General features: G+C 42.3%; 12 protein-coding genes, 7 tRNA genes and 3 rRNA genes. 21 read left to right on the top strand and 1 reads right to left on the bottom strand.

Annotated features, from left to right (window positions below; translation table 11 throughout):
• The first annotated feature begins 16 nt into the window (after window positions 1–16).
• The 10 genes from rpsK (at window position 17) to V514_RS0114240 (ending at window position 7,145) form a co-directional block, all read left to right on the top strand.
• Entirely contained in the window at window positions 17–406 is a 390-nt protein-coding gene (gene rpsK, locus V514_RS0114285; protein ID WP_029500575.1) for a 30S ribosomal protein S11, read from the top strand.
• Between the two features lie 151 nt (window positions 407–557).
• A complete protein-coding gene (locus V514_RS0114280) occupies window positions 558–1,502 on the top strand; it encodes a DNA-directed RNA polymerase subunit alpha (protein WP_029500574.1) in 945 nt (314 codons plus the stop codon).
• 61 nt (window positions 1,503–1,563) lie between these two features.
• On the top strand, window positions 1,564–1,944 hold the full coding sequence (gene rplQ / locus V514_RS0114275; protein WP_010290381.1) for a 50S ribosomal protein L17: 381 nt from the start codon (window positions 1,564–1,566) through the stop codon (window positions 1,942–1,944).
• 367 nt (window positions 1,945–2,311) lie between these two features.
• Entirely contained in the window at window positions 2,312–3,157 is an 846-nt protein-coding gene (locus tag V514_RS0114270) for an energy-coupling factor ABC transporter ATP-binding protein (protein WP_029500573.1), read from the top strand.
• Window positions 3,133–3,999, top strand: a complete 867-nt coding sequence (locus V514_RS0114265; RefSeq protein WP_029500572.1) for an energy-coupling factor ABC transporter ATP-binding protein — start codon at window positions 3,133–3,135, stop codon at window positions 3,997–3,999. The genes V514_RS0114270 and V514_RS0114265 overlap by 25 nt, the downstream gene beginning before the upstream one ends.
• A complete protein-coding gene (locus V514_RS0114260) occupies window positions 3,999–4,793 on the top strand; it encodes an energy-coupling factor transporter transmembrane component T family protein (RefSeq protein ID WP_029500571.1) in 795 nt (264 codons plus the stop codon). The genes V514_RS0114265 and V514_RS0114260 overlap by 1 nt, the downstream gene beginning before the upstream one ends.
• 9 nt (window positions 4,794–4,802) lie before the next feature.
• Entirely contained in the window at window positions 4,803–5,552 is a 750-nt protein-coding gene (truA, locus tag V514_RS0114255; protein WP_029500570.1) for a tRNA pseudouridine(38-40) synthase TruA, read from the top strand.
• 190 nt (window positions 5,553–5,742) lie between these two features.
• On the top strand, window positions 5,743–6,180 hold the full coding sequence (rplM, locus tag V514_RS0114250; protein WP_029500569.1) for a 50S ribosomal protein L13: 438 nt from the start codon (window positions 5,743–5,745) through the stop codon (window positions 6,178–6,180).
• A 22-nt stretch (window positions 6,181–6,202) separates the two neighbouring features.
• Window positions 6,203–6,595 carry a 30S ribosomal protein S9 gene (gene rpsI / locus V514_RS0114245; protein ID WP_029500568.1) on the top strand — a complete coding sequence of 131 codons (393 nt, stop codon included), beginning with the start codon at window positions 6,203–6,205 and terminating at the stop codon, window positions 6,593–6,595.
• Window positions 6,596–6,737: 142 nt separating this feature from the next.
• Window positions 6,738–7,145, top strand: a complete 408-nt coding sequence (locus tag V514_RS0114240) for a MaoC family dehydratase (protein ID WP_035944909.1) — start codon at window positions 6,738–6,740, stop codon at window positions 7,143–7,145.
• A 37-nt stretch (window positions 7,146–7,182) separates the two neighbouring features.
• On the opposite strand, the gene V514_RS0114235 is transcribed toward V514_RS0114240, so the two are convergent.
• Complete coding sequence (locus tag V514_RS0114235) at window positions 7,183–8,223, bottom strand: acyltransferase family protein (protein ID WP_029500566.1); 1,041 nt, start codon at window positions 8,221–8,223, stop codon at window positions 7,183–7,185.
• Between the two features lie 193 nt (window positions 8,224–8,416).
• Between V514_RS0114235 and V514_RS0114230 the strand changes: the two genes are divergently transcribed.
• The 11 genes from V514_RS0114230 to V514_RS0114180 all read left to right on the top strand — a co-directional run bounded on the left by V514_RS0114230 (window position 8,417) and on the right by V514_RS0114180 (window position 15,735).
• A complete protein-coding gene (locus tag V514_RS0114230) occupies window positions 8,417–9,484 on the top strand; it encodes an Mrp/NBP35 family ATP-binding protein (protein ID WP_029500565.1) in 1,068 nt (355 codons plus the stop codon).
• Between the two features lie 482 nt (window positions 9,485–9,966).
• Window positions 9,967–11,522: ribosomal RNA gene (locus V514_RS0114225) — 16S ribosomal RNA — on the top strand.
• Between the two features lie 191 nt (window positions 11,523–11,713).
• Window positions 11,714–14,642, top strand: a 23S ribosomal RNA gene (locus tag V514_RS0114220).
• A gap of 117 nt (window positions 14,643–14,759) precedes the next feature.
• Window positions 14,760–14,875: ribosomal RNA gene (gene rrf / locus V514_RS0114215) — 5S ribosomal RNA — on the top strand.
• The 16S, 23S and 5S rRNA genes sit together here with 7 tRNA genes alongside, the layout of an rRNA operon.
• Window positions 14,876–15,050: 175 nt before the next feature.
• Window positions 15,051–15,127: transfer RNA gene (locus V514_RS0114210), tRNA-Asn, on the top strand.
• Window positions 15,128–15,150: 23 nt separating this feature from the next.
• Window positions 15,151–15,223, top strand: a tRNA-Thr gene (locus V514_RS0114205).
• A 94-nt stretch (window positions 15,224–15,317) separates the two neighbouring features.
• Window positions 15,318–15,392: transfer RNA gene (locus V514_RS0114200), tRNA-Glu, on the top strand.
• A gap of 11 nt (window positions 15,393–15,403) precedes the next feature.
• Window positions 15,404–15,479, top strand: a tRNA-Val gene (locus V514_RS0114195).
• 9 nt (window positions 15,480–15,488) lie between these two features.
• Window positions 15,489–15,572: transfer RNA gene (locus tag V514_RS0114190), tRNA-Tyr, on the top strand.
• Between the two features lie 14 nt (window positions 15,573–15,586).
• Window positions 15,587–15,661, top strand: a tRNA-Gln gene (locus V514_RS0114185).
• A gap of 1 nt (window position 15,662) precedes the next feature.
• Window positions 15,663–15,735, top strand: a tRNA-Lys gene (locus tag V514_RS0114180).
• The last annotated feature ends 11 nt before the right edge of the window (window positions 15,736–15,746 follow it).

Here is a 15,746-nt window from a genome sequence, read left to right as displayed (position 1 = left end):
GAGGTCACGCATAACAATGGCACGTAAACAACAATCTCGTAAACGTCGTGTGAAAAAAAATATCGAAGCTGGTATTGCTCACATCCGTTCTACTTTCAACAACACAATTGTTACTATTACAGATGTACAAGGTAACGCAATTTCATGGTCATCAGCTGGTGCTCTAGGTTTCCGTGGTTCACGTAAATCTACTCCATTCGCTTCTCAAATGGCTTCAGAAACTGCTGCTAAAACTGCAATGGAACATGGCTTAAAAACTATCGAAGTAACTGTTAAAGGTCCTGGTGCTGGCCGTGAAGCTGCAATTCGTGCGCTTCAATCAGCTGGTCTAGAAGTTACAGCTATCAAAGACGTAACTCCAGTACCTCACAATGGTTGCCGCCCACCAAAACGTCGTCGTGTGTAATTAATAGTTGCAACTTAATCTTGAATTAAGTTAAACTATCATATGCACTAACTTTGTATTAGGACAATCTTATTTGATTGACATTCGATTTAACAAACAAATGATGGATTGATACCATACATTCGATGTTTTATTAAGGAGGGTAAATTGAATGATCGAAATTGAAAAACCAAAGATTGAAACCGTTGAGATCAGTGATGATTTAAAATACGGCAAGTTTGTTGTAGAACCACTTGAACGTGGTTATGGAACTACTTTGGGAAATTCACTACGTCGTATCCTTCTGTCTTCTTTACCAGGAGCTGCTGTTACATCAATTCAAATTGACGGCGTACTACACGAGTTCTCTACTATTGAGGGCGTTGTAGAAGATGTTGCTTCAATTATTTTGAATCTTAAAAAGCTAGCTTTAAAAATTTACTCTGATGAAGAAAAAGTCATTGAAATTGATTTCAAAGGCTCAGGAGTAATCACTGCCGCTGATATTACTCACGACAGTGACGTAGAAATTTTAAACCCAGATCTATACATTGCAACTATTGCTAATAATGGTCATCTTCGCATGCGTATGTATGCACAACGTGGACGTGGATACACTCCAGCTGATCAAAACAAACGCGAGGATCTTCCTATCGGCGTTATCCCGATCGACTCTATTTACACTCCAGTATCACGCGTCAACTTCACAGTGGAAAACACTCGTGTTGGTCAATCGACTGACTTCGATAAACTTTCACTTGATGTATGGACAGATGGCAGCATCGGTCCTAAAGAGGCGATTTCGCTCGGAGCAAAAATCTTAACCGAGCACTTAAACATCTTCGTTGGTTTAACTGATGAAGCACAAACTGCTGAAATCATGGTTGAAAAAGAAGAAGACCAAAAAGAAAAAGTTCTTGAGATGACTATCGAAGAATTAGATCTTTCTGTTCGTTCTTACAACTGTCTAAAACGCGCAGGCATCAATACCGTTCTTGAACTTGCTAACAAGTCTGAAGATGATATGATGAAAGTACGTAATTTAGGACGTAAATCATTAGAAGAAGTAAAAGCGAAGTTAGAAGAGCTTGGTTTAGGGTTACGTGAAGAAGACTAAGCACACTTTTTAAATAATATAAATTTTACGATCAGTAATTGAACAAAGGAGGGAAATATCCATGGGTTACAGAAAACTTGGCCGTACAAGTTCTCAACGTAAAGCGATGCTTCGCGATTTAGCAACAGACTTAATCGTAAACGAACGCATCCAAACAACAGAAACTCGTGCAAAAGAATTACGTTCAGTAGTTGAAAAAATGATTACTCTAGGTAAACGCGGTGACTTACACGCTCGTCGTCAAGCTGCAGCATTTATCCGTCGTGAGTTAGCTACTACAACTGACGCTGAAGGTAACGAACAAACTGTTTTCGCACTTCAAAAGTTATTTGATGATGTAGCTCCACGCTACGCTGACCGTCAAGGCGGTTATACTCGCATTATGAAAGTTGGTCCACGTCGTGGTGACGGTGCACCAGTAGTTGTGATTGAATTAGTTTAATCTTAACTAATGCGGTGGAGGGTGTACTGTTCGCATCAAATGAACTTTGCACCCTCTTTTTTGAAAACCAAAAAGATTTATACGACAATATAAAAAGCTGAGTGTTATGATGAGCAGCCGAGGCTGTCTCGTTTAGCTCTACGCACCCCATTCACTTATAGGTCTGAGCAACCTATAAGGAGACTTTCGATTTTTCGCGCGTTTCTCTGGATGGGGTGCGCGCTTTTTTATTTTATTTTAAAAATATGATACCTGACGACTTTGTCTCTTATGGCAAAGTCGTTTCTTTTTGTATAGAATAGTTATAAATAGTCAGCTCAGTTAGAATGTAGAGTAGAGAATTGTCGAGCAAGAGAGGAGTTTCAATATGAATGAGATACTATCACTAAAAAATATTGCATTTACATATGTTCCTGACCAACCAGAAGTGAAAAATGCAGTAGAGGATGTTTCATTTGCGGTTAATGAAGGTGAATGGATTGCCATTGTTGGCCATAATGGATCAGGGAAGTCTACGTTAGCGCGTATTATTAATGGACTATTGTTTCCACAACAAGGAAGCGTCAGCGTATTAGGACAACCGATGAATGAAGAGAATCTTTGGGATATTCGTTCTCAAATGGGTATGGTATTCCAAAATCCAGATAATCAGTTTGTCGGTGCAACAGTGCAAGATGATGTAGCATTTGCATTGGAGAATAATGGTGTACCTTATGAAGAAATGGTAGAGCGTGTACATGAAGCATTGGCACAAGTAAAAATGACGGATTTTTTAGATAATGAACCACAACATTTATCAGGTGGCCAAAAGCAGCGTGTAGCAATTGCGGGGGCACTTGCATTGCGCCCGCGTATTTTAATTTTAGATGAAGCAACGTCGATGTTAGATCCGCAGGGGCGTGCAGAAGTATTGGCGACTGTCATGAAGCTTCGCGAAGAAACTGGATTGACTGTATTATCAATTACACATGATTTGGAAGAAGCAATGTTAGCGGATCGTTTACTGTTTATGAATGGTGGTCGTAAGTTTGCGGAAGGGACACCACAACAAATTTTTGATTTAGGTGATGAGCTTGTTAAATTAGGCTTAGATTTACCGTTCCCAATTAAGATGGCCAAGTTATTACAACAACAAGGAGTCGCTCTAGAAGGTGGCTATATGACAGAAGAAGAGTTGGTGAATGATATATGGATATCGAACTTCAAAAAGTAAGTTATAGCTACGGCGTGGGAACACCTTTTGAAAAACGCGCCTTATTTGATGTGGACTTATTAATTCCTTCAGGAAGTTATCAAGCAATAATTGGTCACACAGGTTCGGGGAAATCGACTATTTTGCAACATTTAAATGCGCTATTAAAGCCGACAGAAGGTACTGTACGCATTGGTGACGCAATTATTGAGCATAAAAAGAAACCGAAAGATTTACGTCCAGTACGTCAAAAAGTTGGCATCGTATTTCAATTTCCAGAGCATCAATTATTTGAAGAAACGGTGCTAAAAGATATTATGTTTGGGCCAATGAATTTTGGTGTAGATGAGAAGGAAGCAGAAGCTCGTGCGCGCACTATGTCTAAACTTGTAGGGTTACCAGATAATGTGTTGGAAAAATCACCGTTTGATTTATCAGGTGGGCAAATGCGCCGCGTAGCGATTGCTGGGGTACTTGCAATGAAACCAGATGTGATTGTTTTGGATGAACCAACAGCCGGTTTAGATCCGCGTGGTCGTAAAGAAATTATGGATTTATTTTATCAACTGTATGAAGAGCAAAATTTAACGATGATTCTCGTAACGCATAGTATGGAAGATGCGGCACGTTATGCTGATCGCATTGCGATTATGTACAATGGTCGCTGTGTGTTGACAGGTGCGCCGCTAGAAATATTCGGCGATGCTGAAAAATTGGCAGAATTTCGTTTAGAAGTTCCACATATTATTCAGTTTCAGAAGCGCTTAGAAGCTCGGTTGGGCTTTTCTTTGCCAAAACTATGTCTAAGAGAAGAAGAATTAGCAGAAACGCTTGCAGCGGCTTTAAAGGAGCGTGAGCGTTAATGGGGAAAATGATTTTTGGACGTTTTTTACCAGGAGATTCTGTTGTTCATAAAATGGACCCACGTGCGAAGCTGTTATTTGTTTTTATTTTTATCGTTGCGGTCTTTTTAGCAAATAATGCATGGTCATACGCAGTGCTATTAGCATTTACGTTTCTTGTTATGACTATATCGAAAATTAAATTACGCTATTTGATTAATGGTTTGAAACCGATTATGATTTTATTGGTTTTCACGCTATTTATTCATATCTTCTTTACGAAGGGCGGCGCGGTGCTTGTTGATTGGAAATTTATTGAGATTCACGAAGAAGGTCTTCGCCAAGGTATCTTTATTTCGATTCGTTTTCTTGTATTAGTGTTTATGACATCTATCTTAACGCTAACAACATCACCAATTGCGATTACAGATGGTATGGAAATGCTATTAAATCCATTGAAGAAAGTAAAATTGCCGGTTCATGAATTAGCGTTGATGATGTCGATTGCGTTACGTTTTATTCCGACATTGATGGACGAGACAGATAAAATTATGAAAGCTCAAATGGCACGTGGTTCTGATATGACATCTGGACCAATTAAAGAGCGTATTAAAGCGGTTGTACCATTATTAGTGCCACTGTTTGTGAGTGCTTTTAAGCGTGCCGAAGATTTAGCAACAGCAATGGAAGTACGAGGATATCGTGGTGGTGAAGGGCGTACGCGCTATCGCCAGCTAAAATGGAATTTACGCGATACATTAGCACTTGTTGTATTAGTGTTAGTGATTGGATTACTCGTATTTTTACGTAATTAGGAGGACAATATGCGACGTTTGAAAGCAACGATTTCGTATGATGGTACAAATTTTGCTGGTTATCAAGTACAGCCAAAGCAACGTACTGTGCAAGAGGAAATCGAAAAAGTATTAACACGAATGCATAAAAGTGAAGAGACGATTCATGTCACAGCGAGTGGTCGCACAGATGCGCGTGTCCATGCTCTAGGACAAGTATTGCATTTTGATACAACATTAAATATTCCGGTAGATCGTTATGTAACGGCCCTTAATGTGCAACTACCACATGATATTCGTTTTTTAGAAATCGAAGAAGTAGCAGCAGATTTTCATGCGCGCTATAGTGTACATGGGAAACAATACCGTTATATTTGGTCGTGTGAAAAAATTTTAAATCCATTCCGTCGTTTTTATACGACGCCAACTAATGGGCAAAAGCCGGATGTAGAACGTATGAAAGAAGCTGCGCAACATATTATTGGGACGCATGATTTTTCTTGTTTCTGTGCGGCGAACACGGGCGTAAAGGACAAGGTGCGTACGGTAGAAGCATTGGACTTTGAATGGCATGGCGAGGAATTGCATATGATTATTCGAGGCAATGGATTTTTGTACAATATGGTAAGGATTATTGCGGGAACATTGTGGGAAGTAGGGATTTCGAAGCGACAAGCAGCAGAAGTTGAACAAATTGTGGCATCAATGAATCGACAGGCTGCCGGAAAAACCGCACATCCACAAGGATTATATCTCGAAAAAGTACATTATCGAGAGTAGAACAACATCGCCTAGTGTTTTTTTGAAAATGCTTGACTTAAGTTGCTTAATGTTATAAGATGATGTATGGTATTTTCATTACCCCACAAGATGAGCCCCGAATCTTTTCTTATGAGGATAAAGAAAACAATTGGAACAGATTTTATAGAATTAGAATTAATATTGAAACTGTAGGAGGATACTAACAATGATGCGTACAACATTCATGGCAAAAGGCCACGAAGTAGAACGTAAATGGTATGTTGTTGACGCTGAAGGCCAAACTCTTGGTCGCTTAGCTTCAGAAGTAGCTGCTATTTTACGTGGTAAAAATAAACCAACATTCACACCTAACGTTGACACAGGTGATCACGTGATCATCATCAACGCTGAAAAAATCGAATTAACAGGTAACAAATTACAAGGTAAAATCTACTACCGTCACACTCAATACTCAGGTGGTTTAAAACAACGCACTGCTGGCGAAATGAAAGAAAAATACCCTGTACAAATGCTTGAATTAGCTGTAAAAGGCATGCTTCCTAAAAACTCTTTAGGCCGCGACACATTCAAAAAATTACACGTTTACACTGGCGCTGAACACCCACACGCTGCACAACAACCAGAAGCTTACACGCTTCGCGGATAATTAATTAGAGGAGGACAATATCTTGGCACAAGTTCAATATATCGGCACAGGCCGTCGTAAAAGCTCTACTGCCCGCGTACGTTTAGTACCAGGCGAAGGCAAAATCGTAATCAACAACCGCGCAGTTGAAAACTACGTACCGTTCGAAACTTTACGCGCAATTATCAAACAACCATTAGTAGCAACTGAAACTCTTGGAAGCTATGACATTTTTGTAAATGTTAACGGTGGTGGTTTCACAGGTCAAGCTGGCGCTATCCGCCACGGTATCGCTCGTGCGTTACTAACAGTTGACCCTGATTTCCGTCCAGCACTTAAATCTGCAGGTTTACTTACTCGTGACCCTCGTATGAAAGAACGTAAAAAACCAGGTCTACGCGGCGCTCGTCGTGCACCTCAGTTCTCAAAACGTTAATCTTTCGTTTACAGAATACAAAACCACTCTCTTTTGGGAGTGGTTTTTATTATTTCTTTTAATGTTAATTATTTACTTTTATCACAAAATTAGTTATGATTTAATAAAGGCATTTTAAATTTGATTTATTGGAGGCTTAATCATGGTTGTAAAATTTGATATTGGTTCAACAGCAAAGTTTTCAAAAACGATTAGTGAATTTGATGTTTATCAATTCGCGGGTATTTCAGGGGATTTAAATCCGATACATATTAATAAGATAGCTGGTGAAGCATCGATTTTTAAAGATCGTGTTGCACATGGTATGCTTGTATCTTCATTGATTTCAACAACAATCGGTATGAAGCTTCCAGGTGAAGGAACAATTTATTTAGGTCAAAATTTAAAATTCACACGTCCAGTTTATATTGGTGATACGGTGACGGCGAAAGTTGAAGTTGCGGAGTTTATTAAAAAAGATATTGTAAAACTTTTAACGACTGTAACGAATCAACATGGTAAGACGGTTGTTGAAGGCGATGCTGTTGTAAAAGTTCCGATTGAGGAATAATAAAAAAAGGAGCTGCGTCTGTGCGCAACTCCTTTTTTTATTTGGATAATTGTCGATGTTTGAAAAGTTTATCAACAGCTTCTTGTAGCTTCATTAATATAAATTCAAAAGGTTTTCCAGCTAATAAAATCGCAATGATAAGGAAGATGCCTAAATAAATCCATAACCAACTATGCGGGAAGATGTTTTCTAATGTTTCATTCACGTTGTAATGATGGTAGAGGAACATGATTGGGCGATGGAAGAAATAAATCGCCAACGAGCGTTCACCTAGTACGGTAAACCAAGTGCGCTTTTGCGTCATGAGTGCAAGGATAGCAATCGACATACAAGTCGTGATGACCATGATTAATAAACGCATAACTGCGCCGGAACCTGGAATACCAAGATCCATGCGCACCTTATCATATGGATTTCGCCCACTTAATAAATTACGCATATCGTATAGTGTATCGATATTAAAATAAATCGTAATGGCGATTAATACTAACGATAATGCCGAAACAATTTTTAATTGAGGTGATTGTAAGGCGTTCGCTAAATCGCTAGGTTTCAAATAGTACCCAATAATAAAGAATGGGAAGAATGTGATAATGCGCGAAGCGACTAAAAAATCACTAACATTCGTGTAACCGACAGCTAATGCGAGAATGATGCTGACAGGAATCGCAATATAGGCTGGTACTTTTCGAATAAGGCGACCGATGCAAAGCCAAACTGCCATCGCAAACATAAACCATGGAACACCATTTTCAACAAAAGGATTGAAGGTATAGGTTTCGCGTCCTAACCAAAAATGAATAATGAGATAAAAAAGGATTTCCATTATAAAATAAAGTACAAGGAAATTCGCTACTTTTTCGATACGGAATGGGTCTTTTAAAATAGTCGATTTGCTAAAGAGACCTGCTAGGAAAATAAACAGTGGCATATGGAATAAATAGACGTAAAAGAAAAAGATACGCATTGATTCAAATTGGTCTGTATAATAATCTGCTGCATGCCCAAGTACAACGAGTACGATTAAAAGAGCTTTCACATTATCAAAAATAAAAATACGTTGTTTTGATGAAGTCATAAAAAAACCTTTCTTTGTATGTAAATGCTTACACTACATAATATATCCCTAAATAAGGGTTTGTAAAATTACATTTGTGTAAAAAATTTGAGCGCCTAGTACGTGACAATCCCGTGACAAAATATGAAGGGTTTTTTAAACAGTTATGTTATACTTGATTCGATATAAACAAGATTATGAGGAGTGTTAGATTGTGATTAATGAACAACAAGTCCGTGAATTACTTGGCGGTTTTAAAGATCCCATTTTACATAAAACATTAGCTGAAACAAATGGGGTACTTGAAGTAAGCATTAAAGAAGAAAAACAACATGTTAGTGTAAAGGTTGCTATCGCAAAATTGGGCACGCCTGAACAATTAACTTTCCAAATGGATATCGTAAATGAATTAAAAGAAGCGGGCTTTAAAACAGTTGGTATTCGTTTTGCAGAATTAGATGCTACTGTATTAGAAAGTTTCCGTGGTACAGCAACTCGCGCAGAAGCACAAGATGTACTATCACCACTGAGCAAAACGCAATTTATTTCGATTGCTTCAGGTAAAGGTGGCGTAGGTAAATCAACGGTATCTGTTAACCTTGCTGTTGCATTATCTCGCTTAGGTAAAAAAGTAGGTTTAATCGATGCGGATATTTACGGCTTTAGTGTGCCAGATATGATGGGTGTACAAGATATGCCACGCGTTGAAAATGACCGTATCTTCCCAGTAGAGCGTTTCGGTGTAAAAATGATTTCGATGGGCTTTTTCGTTGAAAACAATGCACCTGTTGTATGGCGTGGACCAATGTTAGGTAAAGTATTAGACCAATTTTTCCGCGATGTAGAGTGGGGAGAATTAGACTACTTACTATTAGATTTACCTCCAGGCACAGGTGATGTAGCACTTGATATTCACCAAATGTTACCTGAATCATATGAAATTGTTGTAACAACACCACACCCAACAGCAGCATTTGTTGCAGCTCGTGCAGGTGCGATGGCTATTAAAACACAACACCATATTTTAGGCGTAGTTGAAAATATGTCATGGTTCCAATCAGACGTGTCTGGTGAAAAAGAATATGTATTTGGTAAAGGTGGCGGTCCTAAATTAGCTTCTGAGTTACGTACAGAACTACTTGGCCAAATCCCACTAGGTCAACCAGATATTCTTGAAGAGGATTTTGCGCCATCTGTTTATGCGCGAAACCACTCAACAGGCCAACTTTATTTAGAAATGGCTCAAAATGTTATAGATCAATTAGCAAAAGAAAATAAATAATTATAGCTTTACTATAGAAGGAGTTTGGAATCGATTTGATTCCAAACTCTTTTTTTGATATAAGGTTTGAAAAAAGTCGCTTTAATTAGCAAATACTAAACTAAAATAGCTTTGTGTTTTTCGATAAAATTATTTTAATAAAAAGGTTGACGTTCGATGAGAAGAAGCGTATAGTTAGTTTTGTTGTTAAAACAACTCGAAAAAACAAAATAAAAAAATGCTTGCATTTATAAAGTTTTGTTGATATAATAATTTGAGTCGTTAAGGCGACGTAAATGAAACTTAAAACTTTTTAAAAAATTGTTGACAATAACAACTTAAAAGTGATAAGATATGAAAGTTGCTGAATAAGCGACAACGACATGAACCTTGAAAACTGAACAAGCAAGATGTAATCACAATAAATTCGGTTCAATAAGAATCGAAAAAAAATGTTATCAAGCAAGATAACGCTAGCAAAGCAAATGAGCTTTCAAACACTTTTTATGGAGAGTTTGATCCTGGCTCAGGACGAACGCTGGCGGCGTGCCTAATACATGCAAGTCGAGCGAGGTTGTTTGGAATGCTTGCATTTCAAACAACCTAGCGGCGGACGGGTGAGTAACACGTGGGCAACCTGCCCTGTAGACTGGGATAACTTCGGGAAACCGGAGCTAATACCGGATAACTCTTTTAGCCTCATGGCTTTAAGCTAAAAGGCGCTTCGGCGTCACTACAGGATGGGCCCGCGGTGCATTAGCTAGTTGGTAGGGTAACGGCCTACCAAGGCAACGATGCATAGCCGACCTGAGAGGGTGATCGGCCACATTGGGACTGAGACACGGCCCAAACTCCTACGGGAGGCAGCAGTAGGGAATCTTCCACAATGGACGAAAGTCTGATGGAGCAACGCCGCGTGAGTGATGAAGGTTTTCGGATCGTAAAACTCTGTTGTAAGGGAAGAACAAGTGCGTTAGGTAATGAACGCGCCTTGACGGTACCTTATTAGAAAGCCACGGCTAACTACGTGCCAGCAGCCGCGGTAATACGTAGGTGGCAAGCGTTGTCCGGATTTATTGGGCGTAAAGCGCGCGCAGGTGGTTTCTTAAGTCTGATGTGAAAGCCCACGGCTCAACCGTGGAGGGTCATTGGAAACTGGGGAACTTGAGTGCAGAAGAGGATAGTGGAATTCCAAGTGTAGCGGTGAAATGCGTAGAGATTTGGAGGAACACCAGTGGCGAAGGCGACTGTCTGGTCTGTAACTGACACTGAGGCGCGAAAGCGTGGGGAGCAAACAGGATTAGATACCCTGGTAGTCCACGCCGTAAACGATGAGTGCTAAGTGTTAGGGGGTTTCCGCCCCTTAGTGCTGCAGCTAACGCATTAAGCACTCCGCCTGGGGAGTACGACCGCAAGGTTGAAACTCAAAGGAATTGACGGGGGCCCGCACAAGCGGTGGAGCATGTGGTTTAATTCGAAGCAACGCGAAGAACCTTACCAGGTCTTGACATCCCAATGACCGTCTTAGAGATAAGACTTTCCCTTCGGGGACATTGGTGACAGGTGGTGCATGGTTGTCGTCAGCTCGTGTCGTGAGATGTTGGGTTAAGTCCCGCAACGAGCGCAACCCTTATTCTTAGTTGCCATCATTTAGTTGGGCACTCTAAGGAGACTGCCGGTGACAAACCGGAGGAAGGTGGGGATGACGTCAAATCATCATGCCCCTTATGACCTGGGCTACACACGTGCTACAATGGACGGTACAGAGAGCTGCAAGCCCGCGAGGGTTAGCCAATCTCATAAAACCGTTCTCAGTTCGGATTGTAGTCTGCAACTCGACTACATGAAGCCGGAATCGCTAGTAATCGCGGATCAGCATGCCGCGGTGAATACGTTCCCGGGCCTTGTACACACCGCCCGTCACACCACGAGAGTTTGTAACACCCGAAGCCGGTGGGGTAACCATTTATGGAGCCAGCCGTCTAAGGTGGGATAGATGATTGGGGTGAAGTCGTAACAAGGTAGCCGTATCGGAAGGTGCGGCTGGATCACCTCCTTTCTAAGGATTATTACGGAATAGATGACTCGGTCATCTACGATTACACTTGCTGTTCAGTTTTGAAGGTTTATGAATCTTCTAAAACTTGTTCTTTGAAAACTGGATAAAACGACATTGAAAGTAACAAACAAATTTCTATTATAGATTTTTTTATTATTAAGTTTTAATTTTTAGGCTTAATAACTTATATAGGTTAAGTTATTAAGGGCGCATGGCGGATGCCTTGGCACTAGAAGCCGATGAAGGACGGCACTAACACCGATATGCTTCGGGGAGCTGTAAGTGAGCTTTGATCCGGAGATTTCCGAATGGGGGAACCCACTGTTTTTAATAGGACAGTATCTACACGTGAATTCATAGCGTGATGATGGCAGACTCAGGGAACTGAAACATCTAAGTACCTGAAGGAAGAGAAAGAAAATTCGATTCCCTTAGTAGCGGCGAGCGAAACGGGAAGAGCCCAAACCAAGGAGCTTGCTCCTTGGGGTTGTAGGACACTCTATACGGAGTTACAAAGGAATGAGTTAAGCGAAGCGGCATGGAAAGGCCCACCAAAGAAGGTAACAGTCCTGTAGTTGAAAGTTCATTCCCTCCAGAGTGGATCCTGAGTACGGCGGAACACGTGAAATTCCGTCGGAATCTGGGAGGACCATCTCCCAAGGCTAAATACTCTCTAGTGACCGATAGTGAACCAGTACCGTGAGGGAAAGGTGAAAAGCACCCCGGAAGGGGAGTGAAAGAGATCCTGAAACCATGTGCCTACAAGTAGTTAGAGCCCGTTAATGGGTGATAGCGTGCCTTTTGTAGAATGAACCGGCGAGTTACGATCCCATGCAAGGTTAAGCTGATAAGGCGGAGCCGTAGCGAAAGCGAGTCTGAATAGGGCGAATGAGTATGTGGTTGTAGACCCGAAACCAGGTGATCTACCCATGTCCAGGGTGAAGGTAAGGTAACACTTACTGGAGGCCCGAACCCACGTACGTTGAAAAGTGCGGGGATGAGGTGTGGGTAGCGGAGAAATTCCAATCGAACCTGGAAATAGCTGGTTCTCTCCGAAATAGCTTTAGGGCTAGCCTCGCGGCTAAGAATCTTGGAGGTAGAGCACTGTTTGGACTAGGGGTCCATCCCGGATTACCGAATTCAGACAAACTCCGAATGCCAATGATTTATACGCGGGAGTCAGACTGCGAGTGATAAGATCCGTAGTCAAAAGGGAAACAGCCCAGACCACCAGCTAAGGTCCCCAAGTAATCGTTAAGTGGAAAAGGATGTGACGTTGCTTAGACAACCAGGATGTTGGCTCAGAAGCAGCCATCATTTAAAGAGTGCGTAATAGCTCACTGGTCGAGTGACGCTGCGCCGAAAATGTATCGGGGCTAAACGATTCACCGAAGCTGTGGATGGACATCTCAGATGTCCGTGGTAGGAGAGCGTTCTAATCGCTGTGAAGTCAGATCGTAAGGACTGGTGGAGCGCTTAGAAGTGAGAATGCCGGTATGAGTAGCGAAAGATGGGTGAGAATCCCATCCACCGAATGACTAAGGTTTCCTGAGGAAGGCTCGTCCGCTCAGGGTTAGTCGGGACCTAAGCCGAGGCCGATAGGCGTAGGCGATGGATAACAGGTTGATATTCCTGTACCACCTCCTCACCATTTGAGTAATGGGGGGACGCAGTAGGATAGGGTAAGCGCGCTGTTGGTTATGCGCGTCTAAGCAGTGAGGTGTGAGTGTAGGCAAATCCGCACTCTTTAACATTGAGCTGTGATAGCGAAGCTCTTAGAGCGAAGTTCCTGATTTCACACTGCCAAGAAAAGCCTCTAGCGAGGTGAGAGGTGCCCGTACCGCAAACCGACACAGGTAGTCGAGGAGAGAATCCTAAGGTGAGCGAGAGAACTCTCGTTAAGGAACTCGGCAAAATGACCCCGTAACTTAGGGATAAGGGGTGCTCTGGTAGGGTGCAAGCCCGAGAGAGCCGCAGTGAATAGGCCCAAGCGACTGTTTATCAAAAACACAGGTCTCTGCTAAACCGTAAGGTGATGTATAGGGGCTGACGCCTGCCCGGTGCTGGAAGGTTAAGAGGATTGGTTAGCGCAAGCGAAGCTGAGAATTGAAGCCCCAGTAAACGGCGGCCGTAACTATAACGGTCCTAAGGTAGCGAAATTCCTTGTCGGGTAAGTTCCGACCCGCACGAAAGGCGTAACGATTTGGGCACTGTCTCAACGAGAGACTCGGTGAAATTATAGTACCTGTGAAGATGCAGGTTACCCGCGACAGGACGGAAAGACCCCATGGAGCTTTACTGTAGCTTGATATTGAATTTTGATACATTTTGTACAGGATAGGTAGGAGCCTGAGAGACCGGAACGCCAGTTTCGGTGGAGGCGTTGTTGGGATACTACCCTAAATGTATTGAACTTCTAACCCGCACCCCTTATCGGGGTGGGAGACAGTGTCAGGCAGACAGTTTGACTGGGGCGGTCGCCTCCTAAAAGGTAACGGAGGCGCCCAAAGGTTCCCTCAGAATGGTTGGAAATCATTCGCAGAGTGTAAAGGCACAAGGGAGCTTGACTGCGAGACCTACAAGTCGAGCAGGGTCGAAAGACGGGCTTAGTGATCCGGTGGTTCCGCATGGAAGGGCCATCGCTCAACGGATAAAAGCTACCCTGGGGATAACAGGCTTATCTCCCCCAAGAGTCCACATCGACGGGGAGGTTTGGCACCTCGATGTCGGCTCATCGCATCCTGGGGCTGTAGTCGGTCCCAAGGGTTGGGCTGTTCGCCCATTAAAGCGGTACGCGAGCTGGGTTCAGAACGTCGTGAGACAGTTCGGTCCCTATCCGTCGTGGGCGTAGGAAATTTGAGAGGAGCTGTCCTTAGTACGAGAGGACCGGGATGGACACACCGCTGGTGTACCAGTTGTCTTGCCAAAGGCATCGCTGGGTAGCTATGTGTGGACGGGATAAGTGCTGAAAGCATCTAAGCATGAAGCCCCCCTCAAGATGAGATTTCCCATTACGCAAGTAAGTAAGACCCCTGAAAGACGATCAGGTAGATAGGTTCGAGATGGAAGTATGGCGACATACGGAGTTGACGAATACTAATAGGTCGAGGACTTAACCAAATATACTTTCATGTCACATTTTATCCAGTTTTGAAAGAATAATTCTTTCAAGGAACTTACGCTAAGTTCACAACGTCCATGTTGTAACGCGTAAGTCAGTACATCCTTGTACATAAGTCTAGTGATGATGGCAAAGAGGTCACACCTGTTCCCATGCCGAACACAGTAGTTAAGCTCTTTAGCGCCGATGGTAGTTGGGGGTTTCCCCCTGCGAGAGTAGGACGTTGCTAGGCACACCGAAGCACTGACAACTGTCAGTGCTTTTTTAATGCAAAAGATTTATTATAATATAACAAAATGTTTAGAAAATATTTATTTTTAACCAAAAAACCATTGCTTATTACTAGAGTTTTAGGTATAATTATAAATGTATTTAAGAGAGTTAAGTACATATTGAAATAGTATTGTTCCGTTGTAGCTCAGTTGGTAGCAGCATCTGACTGTTAATCAGAGGGTCGCAGGTTCGAGTCCTGCCAACGGAGCCATTTTTTTGTCTTTTTATAGCTGTGCTTCCATAGCTCAGCAGGTAGAGCACTTCCATGGTAAGGAAGAGGTCACCGGTTCGAATCCGGTTGGGAGCTTATCCTTAATAAAAAAATGAAAAAACATATTGCAAGCTATAAAAAAATATGATAATATAATTCTTGTCTTGTAAAAAAGACGTAAATTTTACATGGCCCCTTGGTCAAGCGGTTAAGACACCGCCCTTTCACGGCGGTAACACGGGTTCGAATCCCGTAGGGGTCACCAAATTCATTTTCGGAGGATTAGCTCAGCTGGGAGAGCACCTGCCTTACAAGCAGGGGGTCGGCGGTTCGATCCCGTCATCCTCCACCATTTTTATCTGGAGGGGTAGCGAAGAGGCTAAACGCGGCGGACTGTAAATCCGCTCCTTCGGGTTCGGCAGTTCGAATCTGCCCCCCTCCACCATTTCAATTTAATATTGGGGTATAGCCAAGCGGTAAGGCAACGGATTTTGATTCCGTCATGCCCAGGTTCGAATCCTGGTACCCCAGCCATGAGTCATTAGCTCAGTTGGTAGAGCATCTGACTTTTAATCAGAGGGTCGCTGGTTCGAATCCTGCATGACTCATAACAAACTTT

Source organism: Kurthia huakuii LAM0618 (assembly GCF_000505545.1).
In the GTDB taxonomy this organism is placed as follows: domain Bacteria; phylum Bacillota; class Bacilli; order Bacillales_A; family Planococcaceae; genus Kurthia; species Kurthia huakuii.
This window is presented reverse-complemented; position numbering and strand designations above follow the sequence as displayed.